17 protein-coding genes are annotated in these 18,000 nt (G+C 71.8%); 15 read left to right on the forward strand and 2 right to left on the reverse strand.

Annotated features, from left to right (window positions below):
• Complete coding sequence (gene htpX / locus ACWDAK_RS05870) at positions 1 to 924, reverse strand: zinc metalloprotease HtpX (protein WP_427392894.1); 924 nt, start codon at positions 922 to 924, stop codon at positions 1 to 3.
• Positions 925 to 1,212: 288 nt separating this feature from the next.
• Here htpX and hrcA point away from each other — a divergent pair, with 288 nt between their 5' ends.
• The 11 genes from hrcA (at position 1,213) to ACWDAK_RS05925 (ending at position 13,627) form a co-directional block, all read left to right on the forward strand.
• Entirely contained in the window at positions 1,213 to 2,226 is a 1,014-nt protein-coding gene (hrcA, locus tag ACWDAK_RS05875) for a heat-inducible transcriptional repressor HrcA (protein WP_344638521.1), read from the forward strand.
• A 71-nt stretch (positions 2,227 to 2,297) separates the two neighbouring features.
• A complete protein-coding gene (gene dnaJ, locus ACWDAK_RS05880) occupies positions 2,298 to 3,440 on the forward strand; it encodes a molecular chaperone DnaJ (RefSeq protein WP_344638492.1) in 1,143 nt (380 codons plus the stop codon).
• 133 nt (positions 3,441 to 3,573) lie between these two features.
• Positions 3,574 to 4,323, forward strand: coding sequence for a 16S rRNA (uracil(1498)-N(3))-methyltransferase (locus ACWDAK_RS05885; protein ID WP_427392895.1), 750 nt, complete (start codon positions 3,574 to 3,576; stop codon positions 4,321 to 4,323).
• Between the two features lie 269 nt (positions 4,324 to 4,592).
• A complete protein-coding gene (locus tag ACWDAK_RS05890) occupies positions 4,593 to 7,808 on the forward strand; it encodes a S41 family peptidase (RefSeq protein ID WP_344638494.1) in 3,216 nt (1,071 codons plus the stop codon).
• Between the two features lie 291 nt (positions 7,809 to 8,099).
• A complete protein-coding gene (locus ACWDAK_RS05895; protein ID WP_344638495.1) occupies positions 8,100 to 8,459 on the forward strand; it encodes a histidine triad nucleotide-binding protein in 360 nt (119 codons plus the stop codon).
• A gap of 4 nt (positions 8,460 to 8,463) precedes the next feature.
• A complete protein-coding gene (locus ACWDAK_RS05900; RefSeq protein ID WP_344638496.1) occupies positions 8,464 to 9,381 on the forward strand; it encodes a ribonuclease Z in 918 nt (305 codons plus the stop codon).
• A 167-nt stretch (positions 9,382 to 9,548) separates the two neighbouring features.
• A complete protein-coding gene (locus ACWDAK_RS05905; protein WP_344638497.1) occupies positions 9,549 to 10,664 on the forward strand; it encodes a PhoH family protein in 1,116 nt (371 codons plus the stop codon).
• A gap of 14 nt (positions 10,665 to 10,678) precedes the next feature.
• Entirely contained in the window at positions 10,679 to 11,173 is a 495-nt protein-coding gene (ybeY, locus tag ACWDAK_RS05910) for an rRNA maturation RNase YbeY (RefSeq protein WP_344638498.1), read from the forward strand.
• A 13-nt stretch (positions 11,174 to 11,186) separates the two neighbouring features.
• Positions 11,187 to 12,509 carry a hemolysin family protein gene (locus ACWDAK_RS05915; protein WP_344638499.1) on the forward strand — a complete coding sequence of 441 codons (1,323 nt, stop codon included), beginning with the start codon at positions 11,187 to 11,189 and terminating at the stop codon, positions 12,507 to 12,509.
• Positions 12,510 to 12,763: 254 nt separating this feature from the next.
• Positions 12,764 to 13,048 (forward strand): hypothetical protein, encoded by a 285-nt coding sequence (locus tag ACWDAK_RS05920; RefSeq protein ID WP_344638500.1) that lies wholly within the window; start codon positions 12,764 to 12,766, stop codon positions 13,046 to 13,048.
• A 27-nt stretch (positions 13,049 to 13,075) separates the two neighbouring features.
• Positions 13,076 to 13,627, forward strand: coding sequence for a DUF4383 domain-containing protein (locus ACWDAK_RS05925; protein WP_344638501.1), 552 nt, complete (start codon positions 13,076 to 13,078; stop codon positions 13,625 to 13,627).
• 55 nt (positions 13,628 to 13,682) lie between these two features.
• Here ACWDAK_RS05925 and ACWDAK_RS05930 read toward each other — a convergent pair whose 3' ends face one another.
• Positions 13,683 to 15,116, reverse strand: coding sequence for an MFS transporter (locus ACWDAK_RS05930; RefSeq protein ID WP_344638502.1), 1,434 nt, complete (start codon positions 15,114 to 15,116; stop codon positions 13,683 to 13,685).
• 57 nt (positions 15,117 to 15,173) lie between these two features.
• Here ACWDAK_RS05930 and ACWDAK_RS05935 point away from each other — a divergent pair, with 57 nt between their 5' ends.
• The 4 genes from ACWDAK_RS05935 (at position 15,174) to era (ending at position 17,857) form a co-directional block, all read left to right on the forward strand.
• On the forward strand, positions 15,174 to 16,052 hold the full coding sequence (locus ACWDAK_RS05935) for a helix-turn-helix transcriptional regulator (protein ID WP_427392896.1): 879 nt from the start codon (positions 15,174 to 15,176) through the stop codon (positions 16,050 to 16,052).
• A 158-nt stretch (positions 16,053 to 16,210) separates the two neighbouring features.
• Positions 16,211 to 16,576, forward strand: coding sequence for a cytidine/deoxycytidylate deaminase family protein (locus ACWDAK_RS05940; protein ID WP_427392897.1), 366 nt, complete (start codon positions 16,211 to 16,213; stop codon positions 16,574 to 16,576).
• 114 nt (positions 16,577 to 16,690) lie between these two features.
• A complete protein-coding gene (locus tag ACWDAK_RS05945) occupies positions 16,691 to 16,846 on the forward strand; it encodes a hypothetical protein (RefSeq protein ID WP_344638505.1) in 156 nt (51 codons plus the stop codon).
• Between the two features lie 81 nt (positions 16,847 to 16,927).
• Positions 16,928 to 17,857: a GTPase Era gene (era, locus tag ACWDAK_RS05950; RefSeq protein WP_344638506.1), complete on the forward strand. Its 930-nt coding sequence runs from the start codon at positions 16,928 to 16,930 to the stop codon at positions 17,855 to 17,857.
• Positions 17,858 to 18,000 lie beyond the last annotated feature (143 nt).

Below are 18,000 nucleotides of genomic sequence, written 5' to 3' on the forward strand. Positions count from 1 at the left end.
TCAGTGGCCGAGCTGGGCGGAGATCCTGGCGAGTTGGGCGAGCCGCTGCTCCAGCGTCGGGTGGGTGGACATCAGCTGGCTCGCGGTCTCCCGGGCGCTGAGCGCGGGCGCGAAGTAGAAGGCGTTGTAGGGCTGCGCCTGGCGCAGGTCCTTGCTGGGGATGGCCGCGATCTGGCCGGTCACCTTGGTGAGTGCCGAGGCCAGCGCGCTCGGCCGGCCGGTGAGCTGGGCGGCGGCCCGGTCGGCGGCCAGCTCGCGGTAGCGCGAGAGCAGCCGGGTGAGCAGGAAGCTGATCGCGTACACCAGCATGCTGACCAGCGGGATGACCAGCATGGCGATGGCCGCGTTGCTGTCGTTGTTGTTCCGGTTGCCGCCGCCGAGGAAGCCGCCGTACAGCGCGATCCGGGTCATCATCCCGGCCAGCACGCCGAGGAAACCGGCGATCGTCATCACCGCGACGTCCCGGTGCGCGACGTGCGAGAGCTCGTGGGCGAGAACGCCCTCCAGCTCCTCCGGCTCCAGTCGGCGCAGCAGGCCGGTGGTCACGCAGACCACCGCGTTCTGCGGGTTGCGGCCGGTGGCGAAGGCGTTGGGCATGTCGTTGTCGGCGACCGCCACCCTGGGTTTGGGCATGTCGGCCATGGCGCAGAGCCGGTCGATGGTGCCGTGCAGCTGCGGGTGCTGCTCGGGGCTCACCGGCCGGGCACCCATCGCCCGCTCGGTGATCTTGTCGCTGAACCAGAACTGGGCCACGAAGAGTCCGCCGGAGATCAGCACGATCAGCGGCCACGCCCCGCGCAGCAGGACGATCAGTACGCCCGTGAAGCCCACGTACAGCAGGCCGATGAGGAACATGGTGATGACCATCCGCCCGGTCAGACCACGATCGGGTGCGAAGCGGGAGTGCTGGGATGAAGCCGACATCTCTGCTCCTTCGTTACATCGCTCGCCTTCGATGCTGCCACTCCGGGCGCCCCGGGGCACCGACTTCGTACCCCGGATCCGACAAGGATCACCGGGGCGGCCCGTTCCTGCCGTCGGACCCGGGCCGTACACTGGCAAGTACGGTTCTGGCACTCTGCCTTCCAGAGTGCCAAGAGGCCGGTCGGCCAAGGGATTCAACGGACGAAGACGGAGGTGCGTGCCGTGTACAGCGAGCGCAGTGCTGACGAGCGCAAGCCGGACGCGCGCCGGCTGGAGTCCCGTCGTCCGCTGGACGAGCGCAAGCTGGCGGTACTGCGCGCGATCGTCCAGGACTACGTGGGCACCGAGGAGCCGGTCGGCTCCAAGGCCCTGGTCGAGCGGCACAGTCTCGGGGTCTCACCGGCCACCGTGCGCAACGACATGGCGGCGCTGGAGGAGGACGGTTACATCCACCAGCCGCACACCAGTGCCGGGCGGATCCCGACCGACAAGGGCTACCGCCTGTTCGTCGACAGGCTGGCCGAGGTCAAGCCGATGAGTGCGCCGGAGCGTCGGGCGATCCGCCACTTCCTGGACGGCGCGGTCGACCTGGACGACGTGGTGGCCCGCACGGTCCGCCTGCTGGCGCAGCTGACCAGGCAGGTCGCGGTGGTCCAGTACCCCTCGCTCAGCCGGTCCACGGTGCGGCACATCGAGCTGGTGGCGCTGGCTCCGGCGAAGGTGATGCTGGTGCTGATCACCAACACCGGCCGGGTCGAGCAGCGGCTGGTGGACTGCCCCGGCGCGGTCGGCGAGAACGTGCTGGCCGATCTGCGGTCCAGACTCAACGCCGGCGCGGTCGGCCGCCCGCTGCCCGAGGTGCCCGGCGCGCTGGAGGAACTCCCGGCGGCCTTCGAGCCGTCGGACCGGCCGACGGTCAGTGTGGTGCTCGCCACGTTGTTCGAGACGCTGGCCGAGCAGAACGAGGAGCGGATCATGCTGGCCGGTACGGCCAATCTGACCCGCTTCGGACATGACTTCCCGCTCACCATCCAGCCGGTGCTGGAGGCACTGGAAGAACAGGTGGTCCTGCTCCGCCTGTTGGGTGAGACGGCGGACGCCGGGATGACGGTCCGGATCGGTCACGAGAACGAGTACGAGGGGCTCAATTCCACCTCGATCGTCTCGGTCGGTTACGGTTCCGGCGACCAGAGTGTGGCAAAACTCGGGGTGATCGGTCCGACCCGGATGGACTATCCGGGCACAATGGGGGCGGTGCGAGCGGTGGCCCGGTACGTGGGTCAGATCCTGGCCGAGTCGTAGCACAGGCCGCTGGTTGAACCGGCGGCGACCAGTCGCAAGCACTTCTACAGGCGGAACAAGCGGAGCATTTGGTGGCCACGGACTACTACGCGGTACTCGGCGTCCGACGGGATGCGGGGCAGGACGAGATCAAGAAGGCGTTCCGGCGCCTGGCACGCGAACTGCACCCGGACGTCAACCCGGACCCGAAGACGCAGGAGCGGTTCAAGGAGATCAACGCCGCTTACGAGGTGCTCTCCGACCCGCAGAAGCGGCAGGTGTACGACCTCGGCGGAGACCCGCTGTCGCCCAACGGCGGCGGTGGCGCGGGCGGCTTCGGCGCCGGCGCGGCGGGCTTCGGCTTCTCCGACATCATGGACGCCTTCTTCGGCGCCGCCTCCGGCCAGCGCGGCCCGCGCTCGCGGACCCGGCGCGGTCAGGACGCGATGATCCGTCTGGAGATCACCCTGGAGGAGGCCGCCTTCGGCACCACCAAGGAACTCCAGGTCGACACCGCCGTGACCTGCACCACCTGTTCCGGCGAGGGTGCCGCACCCGGCACCTCCGCGCAGACCTGCGACATGTGCCGCGGCAAGGGCGAGGTCTCCCAGGTCACCCGGTCCTTCCTGGGTCAGGTCATGACCTCCCGTCCCTGCCCGCAGTGCCAGGGCTTCGGCACCGTCGTGCCGACCCCGTGCCCCGAGTGCGCCGGCGACGGCCGGGTGCGCGCCCGCCGTACCCTCACCGTCAAGATCCCGGCAGGTGTGGACAACGGCACCCGGATCCAGCTGGCCGGCGAGGGCGAGGTCGGCCCCGGCGGCGGCCCGGCCGGCGACCTCTACGTCGAGATCGCCGAGACCAGCCACGCGGTCTTCCAGCGGCGCGGCGACGACCTGCACTGCACCGTCACCATCCCGATGACGGCCGCGGCGCTCGGCACCCAGGTGCCGCTGCAGACCCTGGACGGCCTGGAGGAGGTGGACATCCGCCCCGGCACCCAGTCCGGCCAGTCGATCCCGCTGCACGGCCGCGGTGTGACGCATCTGCGCGGCGGCGGCCGAGGCGACCTGATAGTGCACGTCGAGGTGCAGACGCCCGGCAAGCTCGACGCCGAGCAGGAGGAGCTGCTGCGGCGGCTCGCGGCGCTGCGCGGCGAGGAGCGTCCGTCCGGGCAGTTCGCGCCGGGCCAGCAGGGGCTGTTCTCGCGGCTGAAGGACGCCTTCAACGGACGCTGAGGCTCCGGGCCCTGGTCCGGTGAAGCCTTTCGAGCCGCTTTTGAGCCGCTGAGCTTCCGGGCGCCCGGTGACTCCCCGAGGGTCGCCGGGCGTCGCTGTGTCGCTACTCGATGAGATTGTTTGGGGAAATGCCATGACCGCGCCCGTGTTCGTCGTCGAGACCGACCGGCTGGCCACGGCCGCGCCCGGAGCGGTGATCCGGGTGGACGGGCCCGAGGGGCGGCACGCCGTCGCCGTGAAGCGGCTGGAGGCCCGGGAGGCGGTGACCCTCGCGGACGGGCTCGGGCTCGGCGTGGACGGCACGGTCGCCGCGGTACACGGCAAGGACGTGCTGGAGGTCACCGTCGAGGCGGTGCGGCGGGAGGCCGAGCCGGCGCCCAGGATCGTGGTCGTGCAGGCGCTGCCCAAGGGCGACCGGGGTGAACTCGCCGTCGAGACCATGACCGAGGTCGGCGTGGACGTGGTCGTCCCGTGGGCCGCCGCCCGCTGCATCACCCAGTGGAAGGGCGACCGGGGGGCCAAGGCCCTCGCCAAGTGGCGGGCCACCGCGCGGGAGGCCGGGAAGCAGTCACGGCGGCTGCGGTTCCCCGAGGTGCGCGAGCTGGTGACGACGCGTCAACTCGCGCCGTTGCTCGCCCAGGCGGCCTTCGCGGCGGTGCTGCACGAGGAGGGTGCCGAGCCGCTGGCCAGCACGGAACTTCCGGCGAGCGGGGACATCGTGCTGGTCGTCGGGCCCGAGGGCGGGGTGTCGCCGGACGAGCTGGCCGCCTTCGCGCAGGCGGGGGCGAAGCCGTACCGGCTGGGCCCCTCGGTGCTGCGGACGTCCACCGCGGGCGTGGCGGCGGGGGCGCTCCTGCTCGGGCGTACCGGCCGCTGGGGCTGAGGCTCGGCCAGGGGCGTCGCGTGGACCGGCGGACGGCCGCCGCCGGTCGGGACTCGGGGTGGCCCGGTCGGGCGTTCGGCTTCACGCCGTTCACCGCGCTGACGGGCCACCGTCCGCCCCGCGAGCCAGGGCGCGGCTGAACTGCCTTGCGGTGCGTGCGCTCCCCCGCGCCCGTGGCGGTGCACCACCCGCGCCCCATGGACAACTCCCCGGCCGCCTTTGGGAGAAACCCGTCACGCGAGGTCAAGGGCGTGCGTAGGGTGGCGCCCGTGACCGATGTTCAGCACACCTCAGCCGGCGCCTATCTGCGCCATCCGCACCTGCACGGGGACCTCGTGACCTTCGTGGCCGAGGACGACATCTGGCTCGCGCCGATCGGCGGTGGTCGGGCCTGGCGGCTGACGGCCGATCAGGCACCCGTCAGCCACCCCAGGTTCTCGCCGGACGGGCGGCACATCGCCTGGACCTCGACCCGGGACGGTGCGCCCGAGATCCATGTCGCACCCGCCGCGGGCGGCCCCGCCCGCCGGCTGACCTACTGGGGCAGCGCCCAGACGATGCTGTGCGGCTGGACCGAGGACGGCCGACCGGTCGCGATCACCAGCGCGGGCCAGGCGACCTTGCGCCGCACCTGGGCGTTCGCGATCCCGCTGGACGGTGGCGAGCCCGTCCGGCTGCCGTACGGGCCGATCGGCGGGTTGGCCTTCGAACCCGGCGGCGGGCGGACGCTGCTCGCCAGCCCGACCAACCGCGAACCCGCCTGGTGGAAGCGCTACCGGGGCGGCCGGACGGGCAAGTTGTGGATCGGCGACCGGGAGTTCGTCCGGGTGCACGAGGACCTGGACGGCAACATCCACTCCCCGCTCTGGGCGGGCGGCCGGATCGCCTTCCTGTCCGACCACGAGGGCGTCGCGCAGCTGTACTCCAGCCTGCCGGACGGCAGCGGCCTGCGCCGGCACAGCGACGGCGAGTTCTACGCCCGCAACGCCGCCACCGACGGGACCAGGATCGTCTGGCACAGTGCCGGTGACGTGTGGCTCCTGGACGACCTGGGCGGCGCCGAGCCGCGTCGGCTGGAGATCGCACTGGCCGGTCCGCGCGCCGGCCGCACTCCGCATCCGACCCCGGCCGTCGGGCAGTTGGAGACCGTCGCCCCGGACCGCACCGGCCGGGCCAGCGCAGTGGTGGTGCGCGGCAGCGTGCACTGGCTGACGCACCGCCAGGGACCGTCCCGGGTGCTGGCCGAGACGCCGGGGGTGCGGGCCAGGCTGGTCCGGGTGGTACCCGTTGCGGACGGCACGCAGGGCGCGCTCTGGGTGACGGACGCCGAGGGCGACGACGCGCTGGAGCTCGCTCCCGCCGTGCTGGGCACCGAGCGCCGCCGGCTGGCCCCGGGGCAACTCGGCCGGGTCCGCGATCTGGCCGTCTCGCCGGACGGCCGGCAGGCCGCCGTCGCCTCGCACGACGGCCGGCTGCTGCTGGTCGCCCTGGCCGACGGCGGCGTGCACCAGCTGGTCCGCAGCGCTCAGGGCGAGGTCTGCGACCTGGCCTTCTCCCCGGACTCGCGCTGGCTGACCTGGTCCCAGCCGGTCCAGGACGACGGCTCGCTGCGGCAGATCATGCTGGCCGACCTGACGGACCGCACGGTCAGCGAGGCCACCCAGCCCCGCTTCATCGACTACTCGCCGGTCTTCACCCCGGACGGCAAGTACCTGGTCTTCCTCTCGGTGCGCAACTTCGACCCGGTCTACGACGCGCACATCTTCGACCTGTCCTTCCCGCACGGCACCCGTCCCTACCTGATCACGCTGGCCGCGGACACCCCGTCGCCGTTCGGCCCGCAGCGCGCCGGACGGCCGCTCGCCGGTGAGGAGGAGCCCAAGGAGGCAAAGAAGGACGGCACCGAGGAGGGCGCCGAATCCGCCCCGGTCACCCGGGTCGACCCGGAGGGCATCGCCGACCGGATCGTCCCGTTCCCGGTCGAGGGCGGCAGCTTCGGCAGTCTGCGGGCGGCCAAGGACGGCGTGCTGTGGACCAGGCAGCCGCTGCTCGGCAACCTCGGCGACAACGCCGCCTCGCCGGAGGACGACCAGCCGCGCGCGGCGCTGGAGCGCTTCGACTTCGCGAAGCTGCAGACCTCGCAGCTGGTCGCCGAGGTGGACGGCTTCGCGGTGAGCGGCGACGGCACCCGGGCCGCCGTGTTCGACCGGGGCGGTCTGCGGATCGTCCCGGCCGGCCACCGCGCCGGTGAGGACGAGGACCTGGATGTGGACCTCGACCGGGTCCGGGTCACCGTCGACCCGGCCGCCGAGTGGCGCCAGATGTTCGACGAGAACGGCCGGCTGATGCGCGACAACTTCTGGCGCGCGGACCTGGGCGGCCACGACTGGGCCGGGACGCTGGCGCGCTACCGGCCGCTGGTGGACCGCTGCGGTTCGCACGACGACCTGGTCGACCTGCTCTGGGAGACCGTGGGCGAACTGGGCACCTCGCACGCGTACGTGCTTCCGTACGAGCGGGGCGCCCAGGCCGCCCACCGGCAGGGACTGCTCGGCGCGGACCTGGTCAAGGACGGCGACCTGTGGCGGGTCGAGCGGATCCTGCCGGGCGAGTCCTCGGATCCGCGGGCCCGTTCCCCGCTGGCCGCGCCCGGTGCCGCGGTCCGGGCCGGCGACGCGGTGCTCGCCGTCAACGGCCGCCCGGTCGACCCGGTCACCGGCCCCGCCCCGCTGCTCGCCGGTACCGCCGGGCAGCCGGTCGAGCTCACCGTCGCGGGGAAGGACGGCACCGAGCGGTACCCGGTGGTCGTCCCGCTGGCCGACGAGGAGCCGCTGCGCTACCACGACTGGGTGGCCGACCGCCGGGCCGCGGTCCGCGAGCTCTCCGGAGGTCGGCTCGGCTATCTGCACATCCCCGACATGCAGAGCAACGGCTGGGCCCAGCTCCACCGGGACCTGAAGACCGAACTGGCCAAGGAGGGCGTGATCGTCGACATCCGGGAGAACCGGGGCGGCCACACCTCCCAGCTGATCATCGAGAAGCTCAACCGGAGGATCGTCGGCTGGGACCGCACCCGTGACCTCGACGAGGGCATCTCCTACCCCCGGGAGGCACCGCGCGGTCCGGTGGTGGCCCTGGCCAACGAGCTGTCCGGCTCGGACGGCGACGTGGTCAACGCGGCGATCCAGGCGCTCGGGATCGGCCCGGTGGTCGGTACCCGCACCTGGGGCGGCGTGATCGGCATCGACAGCAAGTACCGCCTGGTGGACGGCACTCTGGTGACCCAGCCCAAGTACGCGCTGTGGCTGGAGGGTTACGGCTGGGGCGTGGAGAACCACGGGGTGGACCCGGACGTCGAGGTGCCGATGCCGCCGCACGCCTGGGCCGAAGGCTCGGACCCGCAGCTCGCCGAGGGCGTCCGGATCGCGCTCGCCGCCCTCGCCGAGAAGCCGGCCGCCCGGGCCCCGGAGATCCCGGAGCTGTAGCGGAGTGCCGGCGGCGGTGTGGGGCCCGTGCCTCCCGTCCGCCGCCGGCGCGGCTCTCCTCACTCCGGGGCGGGGACCCGGAGTGGCCGGGCGCCCCGGCGAGGGCCTCCCGCGCCGGAGGGGAGCAGCAACTCACCGGCGGCGGACGGGAGATCGGCCGCCGGCGGGCCGGCCGCGCGGCTCTCCGCGCCGTGGAGGTGCTCACCTCTCGCCCCCGGGGCGGGTTCGGCTGGGCTAGGCTGCGGGCGGTAGTGATGAGCGATCAGTGAAGTCCAGCTTGAGGAGAGCGAGATGGCCGGCGAGCCGCAGTCCGACTGCCTGTTCTGCAAGATCGTGGCAGGCGAGATCCCGGCGACGGTGGTCCGGGAGACCGACCGCACCCTCGCGTTCCGGGACATCAGCCCGAAGGCTCCCACCCACATCCTGGTCATCCCCAAGGTGCACTACCCGAACGCCGCCGAACTGGCCGCCGCCGAGCCGGAGATCGCGGGTGAGCTGCTCGCCGAGGCCGGCGAGGTCGCCGCGGACGAGAAGATCGTCGAGTCCGGCTACCGGCTGATCTTCAACACCGGCGCGGGTGCGGGCCAGACCATCTTCCACGCGCACGTCCACGTCCTCGGCGGCCGGCCGATGAACGAGAACATGGTCTGAGACCGTGTCGCAGCGCGAACTCGTCGTCCTCGGCACCGCCAGCCAGGTGCCCACCCGGCACCGCAACCACAACGGCTACCTGCTCCGCTGGGACGGCGAGGGCCTGCTGTTCGACCCCGGCGAGGGCACCCAGCGGCAGATGCTGCACGCCGGGGTCTCGGCCACCCAGATCACCCGGATCGGGGTGACCCACTTCCACGGCGACCACTGCCTGGGCCTCGCCGGGGTGATCCAGCGGATCAACCTGGACAAGGTCCCGCACCCCGTGGACGCCTACTACCCGGCCGGCGGCGAGGTCTACTTCGAGCGGCTGCGGTACTCCACCGCGTACCACGAGACCGCCGAGCTGCGCCCCCGTCCGATCAGCGCGCCGGGAGTGCTTCAGGCCCCCGGCGCCCCCTTCACACTGGAGGCCAGGCGGCTCTCCCACCCGGTGGAGTCCTACGGCTACCGGCTCGTGGAGCCCGACGGCAGTCGGATGCTGCCCGAGCGGCTGGCCGCCCTCGGGCTGCGCGGTCCCGCCGTCGGTCGGCTGCAGCGCGAGGGACGGGTCGAGGTGGACGGCCGTACCGTCACCCTGGACGAGGTCAGCGAGCCGCGGCCGGGCCAGCGCTTCGCCTTCGTGATGGACACTCGGTTGTGCGACGGGGTGTACGAACTGGCCGAGGGCGCCGACCTGCTGGTGATCGAGGCGACCTTCCTGGAGGGCGACACCCGGCTCGCCTCGGAACACGGCCACCTCACCGCCGTCCAGGCCGCCCAGGTCGCGGCCGCCTCCGGGGTCCGGACCCTGGTCCTGACCCACTTCTCCCAGCGCTACCCGGACCTGGACGGCCACCTCGCCGAGGCCCGCGCGCACTTCGACGGGGAACTGGTCCTCGCCGAGGATCTGGCCCGGGTACCGGTGCCACCGCGCCGATGATCCGAAAAGCAGTCGCATCACGGGGCGATCTGCCCCAGCATCGAATGCGCCGCCCCGGGTGCCACGCCGCCACGGCGAACATCTGCGCGGCGTACCCTGGTGACCCGGAGAGCCCCAGCGGCCCCACGAGACGACGGATGGGATGAGGCAGGCCACAGCGCCGACCCATGAGTGAGACTTCGCAGACCCCCACCAACGGACAGCAGCGCGTCGACGCGGCGAGCGCCCGGATCGTGATTCCCGAGCGGCACCCGATGGTCACCCTGCTCGGTACTGCCGACTCCCTCCTGCGGGTGATCGAGCAGGGCTTCCCCGCCGCCGACATCCATGTGCGCGGCAACGAGGTGACCGCGACCGGCGACCGCCGTGAGGTCGCCCTGGTCAAGCAGTTGTTCAACGAGATGATGCTGGTGCTGCGCACCGGCCAACCCCTGACGGAGGACGCCGTGGAGCGCTCCATCGCCATGCTCAGGAGCGCCGCCGAGGACCCGGGCCACCCGGCCCCGTCCGAGGTCTTCACGACGAACATCCTGTCCAACCGGGGCCGCACCATCCGCCCCAAGACCCTCAACCAGCAGCGCTACGTCGACGCGATCGACAAGCACACCATCGTCTTCGGCCTCGGCCCCGCCGGCACCGGAAAGACCTACCTGGCCATGGCCAAGGCCGTGCAGGCGCTGCAGGCCAAGGAGGTCAACCGGATCATCCTGACCCGTCCGGCGGTGGAGGCGGGCGAGCGGCTGGGCTTCCTGCCCGGCACGCTCTTCGAGAAGATCGACCCGTACCTGCGCCCGCTCTACGACGCCCTGCACGACATGATGGACCCCGACGCCATCCCGCGCCTGATGGCCGCGGGGACCATCGAGGTCGCACCGCTCGCCTACATGCGCGGCCGCACCCTCAACGACGCCTTCATCATCCTGGACGAGGCCCAGAACACCTCGCCCGAGCAGATGAAGATGTTCCTCACCAGGCTGGGCTTCAACTCCCGGGTCGTGGTCACCGGGGACACCACCCAGATCGACCTCCCGGGCGGCACCCGCAGCGGCCTCAAAATCGTCCAGGAGATCCTGGCGGATGTCCCCGACATCCACTTCTCCGTGCTCACCAGCACCGACGTGGTCCGCCACAAGCTGGTCAGCCGGATCGTGGACGCCTACGAGCGCTGGGACGCCGAGCAGGAGGCCGAGGCCGGACGCGTGCCCCGCAAGCCCGTCCAGCGGCGTACCGGCAAGACCGGTGCGGCCCGCGCACCCCGACAGTCCCATCGCACCGAAAGCTGAGTACCAACCCCTCCATGTCGATCGACATCGCCAACGAGTCCGGCTGGGACGTCGATGAGGAGTCCATCCTCGACGTCGCCCGATTCGCCCTCGACAAGATGCGGATCCACCCGCAGGCCGAACTGTCCGTGATCCTGGTGGACGGCGCCGCCATGGAGGAGCTGCACATCCAGTGGATGGACCTGCCGGGCCCCACCGATGTGATGTCCTTCCCGATGGACGAGCTGCGCCCCGGCAAGGAGGGCGAGGAACTGCCGCAGGGCCTGCTCGGTGACATCGTGCTCTGCCCCGAGGTCGCCGAGAAGCAGGGCCAGGCGGCCCCCTCCAAGCACTCCATGGACGAGGAGCTCCAGCTGCTCACCGTCCACGGGGTGCTGCACGTGCTCGGCTACGACCACGAGGAGCCGGACGAGGAGCGCGAGATGTTCGCGCTGCAGAAGCGGATCCTGGACGACTGGCGGTCCGGCCGCGGTCTCTCGGGGATCTCCCCGGCGCCGACCACCCACTGAGGGCCGGCCCCCTGTGAGTGGTGAGAGTACGAGCTTCCTGATCGGTGCGCTGGCACTGGTCGTCCTCGGCTGGCTGGCCGCCTGCGCCGAGGCCGGGATCTCCCGGATCTCCCGGTTCCGCGCCGAGGAGGCCGTCCGGGCCGGGCGGCGCGGCGCGGGCCGGCTGCTGACCCTGGCCAAGGACCCGATCCGCTACCTCAACCTGGCCACCCTGATCCGGGTGGCCAGCGAGATGGCGGCGGCGGTCCTGGTCACCGTGGTCTGTGTACGGAACCTGCAGCAGACCTGGCAGGCGGTGCTGCTGGCGTTCGGCGTGATGGTGCTGGTCTCCTTCGTGGCGGTCGGCGTCTCGCCGCGCACCATCGGCCGCCAGCATCCGCTGACCACCGCCACCGCCTCGTCCTTCGTGCTGCTTCCGCTGGCCAGGATCCTCGGCCCGATCCCCCGGCTGCTGATCCTGCTCGGCAACGCGCTGACCCCCGGGAAGGGCTACAAGGAGGGCCCGTTCGCCTCCGAGGCCGAGCTGCGCGCCCTGGTCGACCTGGCCGAGAAGGACGACCTGATCGAGGACGAGGAGCGCCGGATGGTGCACTCGGTCTTCGAACTGGGCGACACCATCGTCCGCGAGGTGATGGTGCCGCGCACCGACCTGGTGATGATCGAGCGCCACAAGACGGTCCGTCAGGCGCTCACCCTGGCCCTGCGCTCGGGTTTCTCCCGGATCCCGGTGGTCGGCGACAACGAGGACGACGTGGTCGGCATCGTCTACCTCAAGGACCTGGTCCGGCGCACTCACATCAACCGGGATGCGGAGTCCGAGCCGGTCGGCAGCGCGCTGCGCCCGGCCGTCTTCGTACCCGACTCCAAGCCGGCCGGTGACCTGCTGCGGGAGATGCAGCAGATGCGCTCGCACGTGGCGATCGTGATCGACGAGTACGGCGGCACGGCCGGCCTGGTCACCATCGAGGACATCCTGGAGGAGATCGTCGGCGAGATCACCGACGAGTACGACCGGGAGATCGCGCCGGTCGAGGACCTCGGCGACGGCACCTACCGGATCACTGCGCGGCTGCTGGTCGAGGACCTCGGGGAGTTGTTCGGGATAGTGCTGGAGGACGAGGACGTCGAGACGGTCGGCGGGCTGCTGGCCAAGCACCTCGGGCGGGTGCCGATTCCCGGGTCCTCCTGCCAGGTGCCGGTGCCCGAGGAGGCGTCCGGTGACCTGGCGGCGATCCGGCTCACCGCCGAGAGCGCGGCGGGGCGCCGCAACCAGATCGGGACGGTGGTCGCCGCACCGGTGCGGCCGGAGGAGATCGGCGACGCCGGAACCGAGTGACCCCCTCGCTCGGGTGCCTGACCAGGGGCGCGGAGGCTGTGCGACCGGCCCGCGGCGGGGGCTGCTCGCGCGGTTCCCGCGCCCCTGAGAGGTACCGGCCCCGCGTCCTTGAACCGCTCGCCGGTCGGGCCGGGGGGCGGCCGGGGGGCCGGCCGGGGGGCCTGGAAGGCACGCTTCCCGCGCCCTCGCAACCCCGCGGCCGGTGCGGGACGCACGAGTTGCCGTGGCGGGGGATGGCTCCGACCATGTGAGGCATGACGCACCAACTGCGCGCGGAGTACGGCCCCGGTGGCCGGTCCGGCGGTATCCGGATGTGGCACGTGGTACGGACGCCGGGTGCCACCGAGGCTCTGTGCGGTCGTGAGATGGACCCTGACTCCGAGACCAGGCCGGAGGAGGACTGGGGGACCGGGCTTCGCTGCTGTCAGCAGTGCGGTTCGCTCTACCTGCACGAGGTCCCGTTCCACCCGGCCGACTGGGAGCGCTCGCCCGGCCCGGGCAGGGAACCGGCCCGGGGACAGGGCACCGGCCAGGAGTAGCGTGGAGTCGGTCTGGTGGAGGTCACCATGAAACTGCAAGACGAACTGCCCGTCGACCACCGGATGGCGCTGGTCTACCGGATCGGCGCGGGACTCGGCGGAGTGTTCCTGCTGATCTTCGGCATCCTGGGGTTGCTGGACCACCCGGGCTTCCTGTCCACCCACGGTCCCCGGATCGCCGGTCTGTCGACCGACGGGGCGCTGAGCATCCTGTCCGTGATCGTGGGTCTGGTGCTGGTCGCCGGAGCCGCGGTCGGCGGGATCGTCGCCTCCAACCTCAACATGATCGTCGGCGTGTTGTTCGTGCTGTCGGGCTTCTACGGGCTGACCGTGCTCGGCCGCCCGGACGCCAACATCCTGAACTTCCAGCTCGCCAACGTCCTGTTCGCCTTCATCTTCGGGTTCGTGGTGCTGACCTTCGGCATGTACGGCAGGGTGAGCAGCCATCTGCCGCAGGACAACCCGTACTGGAAGAAGCGCAGGGCACTCGAGAAGGCGCGGGAGGAGCCCCGGCCGACCGGGCCGTCGGCCCTGGTCAAGGTGCTGAACGCCGGGCCGCCCAAACCGATCGGTCACTGAGCAGAACGACGGTGGCCCGCGGGGGAGTCCCCCCGCGGGCCATCGTCGTGTGCGGTCATGCCCGGCGGCGCAGGCCGAGCCAGACCAGCAGGGCGATTGCGGCGACCGCGGCCGCGTCCACGCCCAGGCCCAGCCGGACGCCGCCCAGGGTGGCGGTGGCGAAGCCGTCCCCGGCCGCCCGCAGGGCCTCGCTGCGGGACGCGGCGATCGCGCTGAGCACCGGGATGCCGACGGTGATGCCGACCTGCTGGGTACTGGTGACCAGGCCGGTGGCCAGACCCTGCTCCTCGTCGGCCAGGCCCGAGGTGGCGGTGATGCTGTACGCGACGATCGCGAACAGGTGGCCGAAGCAGGCGACGGAGCCGGCCACCACGACCAGCCAGGTGCCCGCGCTGCCGGTGCCCACCGCCAGCAGCGCGGCGGTGAAGACGGCCTGCACCGCGAGGCCGAGCACCAGGGTGCGGTGCGCGCCGAGGCGTCCGACCAGCTTCGGGGCGAGCATGCCGCCGCCGGCCGCCGCCAGACCCATCACACCGAAGACCAGACCGGAGGCGCCCGGGCTGAGGTCCAGCACCTGCTGGAGGTAGAGGGTGGAGAGGAAGACGACCGAGCTCATCATCGAGAAGGTCACCAGGCCACCGGCGTTGCCCCAGGCGACGGTGGGCCGGCGCAGCATCCGCAGTGAGACCAGCGGCTCGGCCGACCGGGACTCGACCACCACGAAGGCGGCCAGCAGCACCACGCCGACGACCAGGCCGGCGAGCACGTCCGCCGCGCCGAAGCCGCTGTCCGCGGCGGTGGAGAGCGCGTAGATCAGCGCCAGCAGTCCGCCGGTGATGGTCACCGCGCCGGGCAGGTCCAGCCTGGGCCGCTCGGGCAGCCGGCTCTCCGTGAGCAGTCCCGGGGCGGAGAGCAGGACGCCGAGGCCCATCACCACGTTCAGTGCCATGGTGGAGCGCCAGCCGAGGCTCTGCGTCAGCACTCCGCCGAGCAGCATCCCGGTGGTGAAGCCGAGCGAGAGCAGCAGCCCGGAGACGCCCAGTGCACGGTCGCGTTCGGAGCCCTCGCGGAAGGTGGTGGTCAGCAGCGACATGCCGGACGGGACGATCGCCGCCGCCGCCAGGCCCTGCAGTGCCCGGCCGGCCAGGAAGGACGCCGGGTCCCAGGCCAGGGTGGCCAGCAGCGAGGCGGCGGTGAACAGGGTGAGTCCCGCCAGGAAGAGCCGGCGGCGCCCGTACAGGTCGGCGATCCGGCCGAAGAGCAGGAGGAACCCGCCGGACGGCAGGGCGAAGGCGGTGACACCCCACTGGAGGTCCGCCTGTCCGAGCCCGAGGTCGGTGCCGATCGCGGGCAGTGCCACGTTGAGGATCGAGAAGTCCAGGGCGACGGCGAACTGGGCCGCGCAGAGCAGGAACAGGATCAGCCCGGCCCGCCGGGTGAGCCGTGGTGCCGGCGCCGCCTCGGGCGCCACAAGGGTTTCGGTTGCCATGCGCCCATCCTTCGATCGGTCAGCACGGCTTGGAGAGTGGGTACTTATCCTGGTGGCATGACCACCAGCCAGGCAGCGATGTCCGACCCGGACGTGCAACGGCGGCGCGATCTGCGCGAGTTCCTGATGAGCCGCCGGGCCAGGGTGAGCCCGGTCGAGGCCGGACTGCCCGACGGTGGTGCCCGGCGCCGTACGCCCGGACTGCGCCGGGAGGAGGTGGCGGTGCTCGCCGGGGTCGGCGTCAGCTGGTACCAGTGGCTGGAGCAGGGGCGTGACATCACGGTCTCCCCGCAGGTGCTGGACTCCGTCTCCCGGGTGTTGAAGCTGGGCGAGACGGAGCGGCGGCACCTCTACGTACTGGCCGGGCTCAACCCGCCGCTGCCGACGCTACGTGCCGCGCCTGTCACGGACGGGCTGCGCCGGCTGATCGACGCCTGGATGCCCTTCCCGGCGCACATCCTGGACCCGTACTGGAACGTCATCACCTTCAACGAGGCCGCCGGGCTGGTCTTCGGGTACACAGACCATCATGTGAACTGCCTGGTCAACTGCTTCACCAACCCGATCTACAGCGAGCGCGACACCACCTGGAGGGTCAACGCCGAGCACGTGGTCGCGCAGTTCCGGGTGGCTGCATCGGGGCGGCCCGGGGATCCGCTGTTCCAGGCGATCGTGGACGAACTGGCCGAGGTCAGCCCCGAGTTCGCGGAGATCTGGGCCAGGAACGACGTCAAGGCGGGCGGGATGCTGTACAAGCAGATCGCCCATCCCGTGGCCGGGCTGCTCAACTTCGAGTCCACCCAGCTGCGGGTGCCCGAACGGCCTGATCTGACCATCGTGTTGCACAACCCGGAACTGGACACCGACACGGCGGCGAAACTGGAGTGGCTGGTCACTCCCGAAGGCCGCCGCGGGATGATGCGGCCGGCCGGATAGCGGCGGCATGTGACGGTCCGTTGGGTCCGAGTGATCGGCTCCCTTTGGCGAGATGCGGAAGGCCCCGCAGGTGCTGGGCCCCGAGCCGGCGTGGCGAGGCGCGATTTTGGCCGAGTGGGCGGGCGTCGGGGCGGTCCGCCGGCGAGGGTGGGGCGCCTATGCTCAGCGGCATGAGTGAGCTGATCGAGCTGGACCCCGAGGACAAGAAGATCATCACGCTGGCCCGCTCCGCGCGGGCCCGCAACGGCGTGGCGGAGGGGGCCGCCGTGCGCGACGAGACCGGCCGTACATACGTGGCCGGGACGGTTGGTCTGGAGTCGCTGCGGCTGAGCGCCCTGCAGGCGGCGGTCGCGATGGCGGTGGCCAGCGGGGCGAAGGGCCTGGAGGCCGCCGCTGTGGTCTCCGAGGCCGCCGAGCCGGCCGAGGCCGATCTGGCCGCGGTGCGCGACCTGGGCGGCGCCGGGACGCCGGTCCTGCTGGCGGGGCCGGACGGTGTGCTGAAGTCCGCCACCGAGGCGCGCTGAGGTCGCGCCGAGACCGCAGTCCACCGTTGTGCGGGTACCCCCGGAGGTATGGGGGTGCCCGCACTTCCCCCGTACCGGGCGCGGGTAGGGTGGCAGCGATCGAGGGGGTGTGCGATGGGGGCACTGGCGTTCTTCGCCGGGCTGCTGCTCACTGTGATGGGCATGGGCCGTTGGAAGGAGACCGGTTCGCCGTACTGGCTGGCCGGCTCGATCGCGCTCTTCGTGCTGACCGTGGTCGGCGCGCTCACCGGGGGGCGCAAGTCCCGCTGAGGCCGCCTTGTGCGGCCGCGTCCGGACGCGGTCCGGACGCGGTGTCCGAGCACGCTCGGGCGATCAGGGAGAATGGTGCGCATGAGTGCCCCTTCATCCCCGTACCGCTCCGGGTTCGCGTGCTTCGTCGGCCGTCCGAACGCGGGCAAGTCGACCCTGACCAACGCGCTGGTCGGGACGAAGGTCGCGATCACCTCCGACCGTCCGCAGACCACCCGGCACACGGTGCGCGGCATCGTGCACCGCCCGGACGCCCAACTCGTCCTGGTCGACACCCCTGGTCTGCACAAGCCCCGCACGCTGCTCGGTGAGCGACTCAACGACCTGGTGCGCACCACCTGGGCCGAGGTCGACGTGATCGGCTTCTGCCTGCCCGCCGACCAGAAGATCGGCCCTGGCGACAAGTTCATCGCCAAGGAGCTCGCCGAGATCAAGAAGACCCCCAAGGTCGCCATCGTCACCAAGACCGACCTGATCGACTCCAAGCGCCTGGCAGAGCAGCTGCTCGCCGTCCAGCAGCTCGGGGTCGAGCTGGGCATCGAGTGGGCGGAGATCATCCCGGTCTCCGCGGTCGGCGACAAGCAGGTCGAGCTGGTCGGCGAGCTGATCACCAGGCTGCTCCCCGAGGGCCAGCCGCTCTACCCGGACGGCGACCTCACCGACGAGCCCGAGCAGATCATGGTCGCCGAACTGATCCGTGAGGCCGCCCTGGAGGGTGTCCGGGACGAGCTGCCGCACTCGCTCGCCGTGGTGGTCGAGGAGATGCTCCCGCGCGAGGGCCGCCCGGCGGACCGCCCGCTGCTGGACATCCACGCCAACGTCTACATCGAGCGCCAGAGTCAGAAGGCCATCGTGATCGGCGCCAAGGGCTCCCGCCTGAAGCACGTCGGCACCACCGCCCGCAAGCACATCGAGGCCCTCCTCGGCACCCCGGTCTACCTCGACCTGCACGTCAAGGTGGCCAAGGACTGGCAGCGCGACCCGAAGCAGCTGCGCAAGCTCGGCTTCTGAGCCGCCACCCGGACCGTCCCAGGGCCACCCGAGGCACCGCCTCGGGTGGCCCTCACGGCTTGTACGCGCCCAGCGGGTGCCTCAGTGCGGCCGGCGCCGCAAGTATGGAGACGTATGCTATCCATATTGTCCCGGATGTGCGG

Source organism: Kitasatospora sp. NPDC001175, from assembly GCF_053598215.1.

Bases quoted from the DNA above. Each gene is read 5' to 3' on its own strand.
- htpX (WP_427392894.1), bottom strand. From the start codon at position 924: ATGTCGGCTTCATCCCAGCACTCCCGCTTCGCACCCGATCGTGGTCTG.
- ACWDAK_RS05885 (WP_427392895.1), top strand. From the start codon at position 3,574: ATGACCGCGCCCGTGTTCGTCGTCGAGACCGACCGGCTGGCCACGGCC.
- ACWDAK_RS05895 (WP_344638495.1), top strand. From the start codon at position 8,100: ATGGCCGGCGAGCCGCAGTCCGACTGCCTGTTCTGCAAGATCGTGGCA.
- ACWDAK_RS05905 (WP_344638497.1), top strand. From the start codon at position 9,549: ATGAGTGAGACTTCGCAGACCCCCACCAACGGACAGCAGCGCGTCGAC.
- ybeY (WP_344638498.1), top strand. From the start codon at position 10,679: ATGTCGATCGACATCGCCAACGAGTCCGGCTGGGACGTCGATGAGGAG.
- ACWDAK_RS05920 (WP_344638500.1), top strand. From the start codon at position 12,764: ATGACGCACCAACTGCGCGCGGAGTACGGCCCCGGTGGCCGGTCCGGC.
- ACWDAK_RS05925 (WP_344638501.1), top strand. From the start codon at position 13,076: ATGAAACTGCAAGACGAACTGCCCGTCGACCACCGGATGGCGCTGGTC.
- ACWDAK_RS05930 (WP_344638502.1), bottom strand. From the start codon at position 15,116: ATGGCAACCGAAACCCTTGTGGCGCCCGAGGCGGCGCCGGCACCACGG.
- ACWDAK_RS05935 (WP_427392896.1), top strand. From the start codon at position 15,174: ATGACCACCAGCCAGGCAGCGATGTCCGACCCGGACGTGCAACGGCGG.
- ACWDAK_RS05940 (WP_427392897.1), top strand. From the start codon at position 16,211: ATGCTCAGCGGCATGAGTGAGCTGATCGAGCTGGACCCCGAGGACAAG.
- ACWDAK_RS05945 (WP_344638505.1), top strand. From the start codon at position 16,691: ATGGGGGCACTGGCGTTCTTCGCCGGGCTGCTGCTCACTGTGATGGGC.
- era (WP_344638506.1), top strand. From the start codon at position 16,928: ATGAGTGCCCCTTCATCCCCGTACCGCTCCGGGTTCGCGTGCTTCGTC.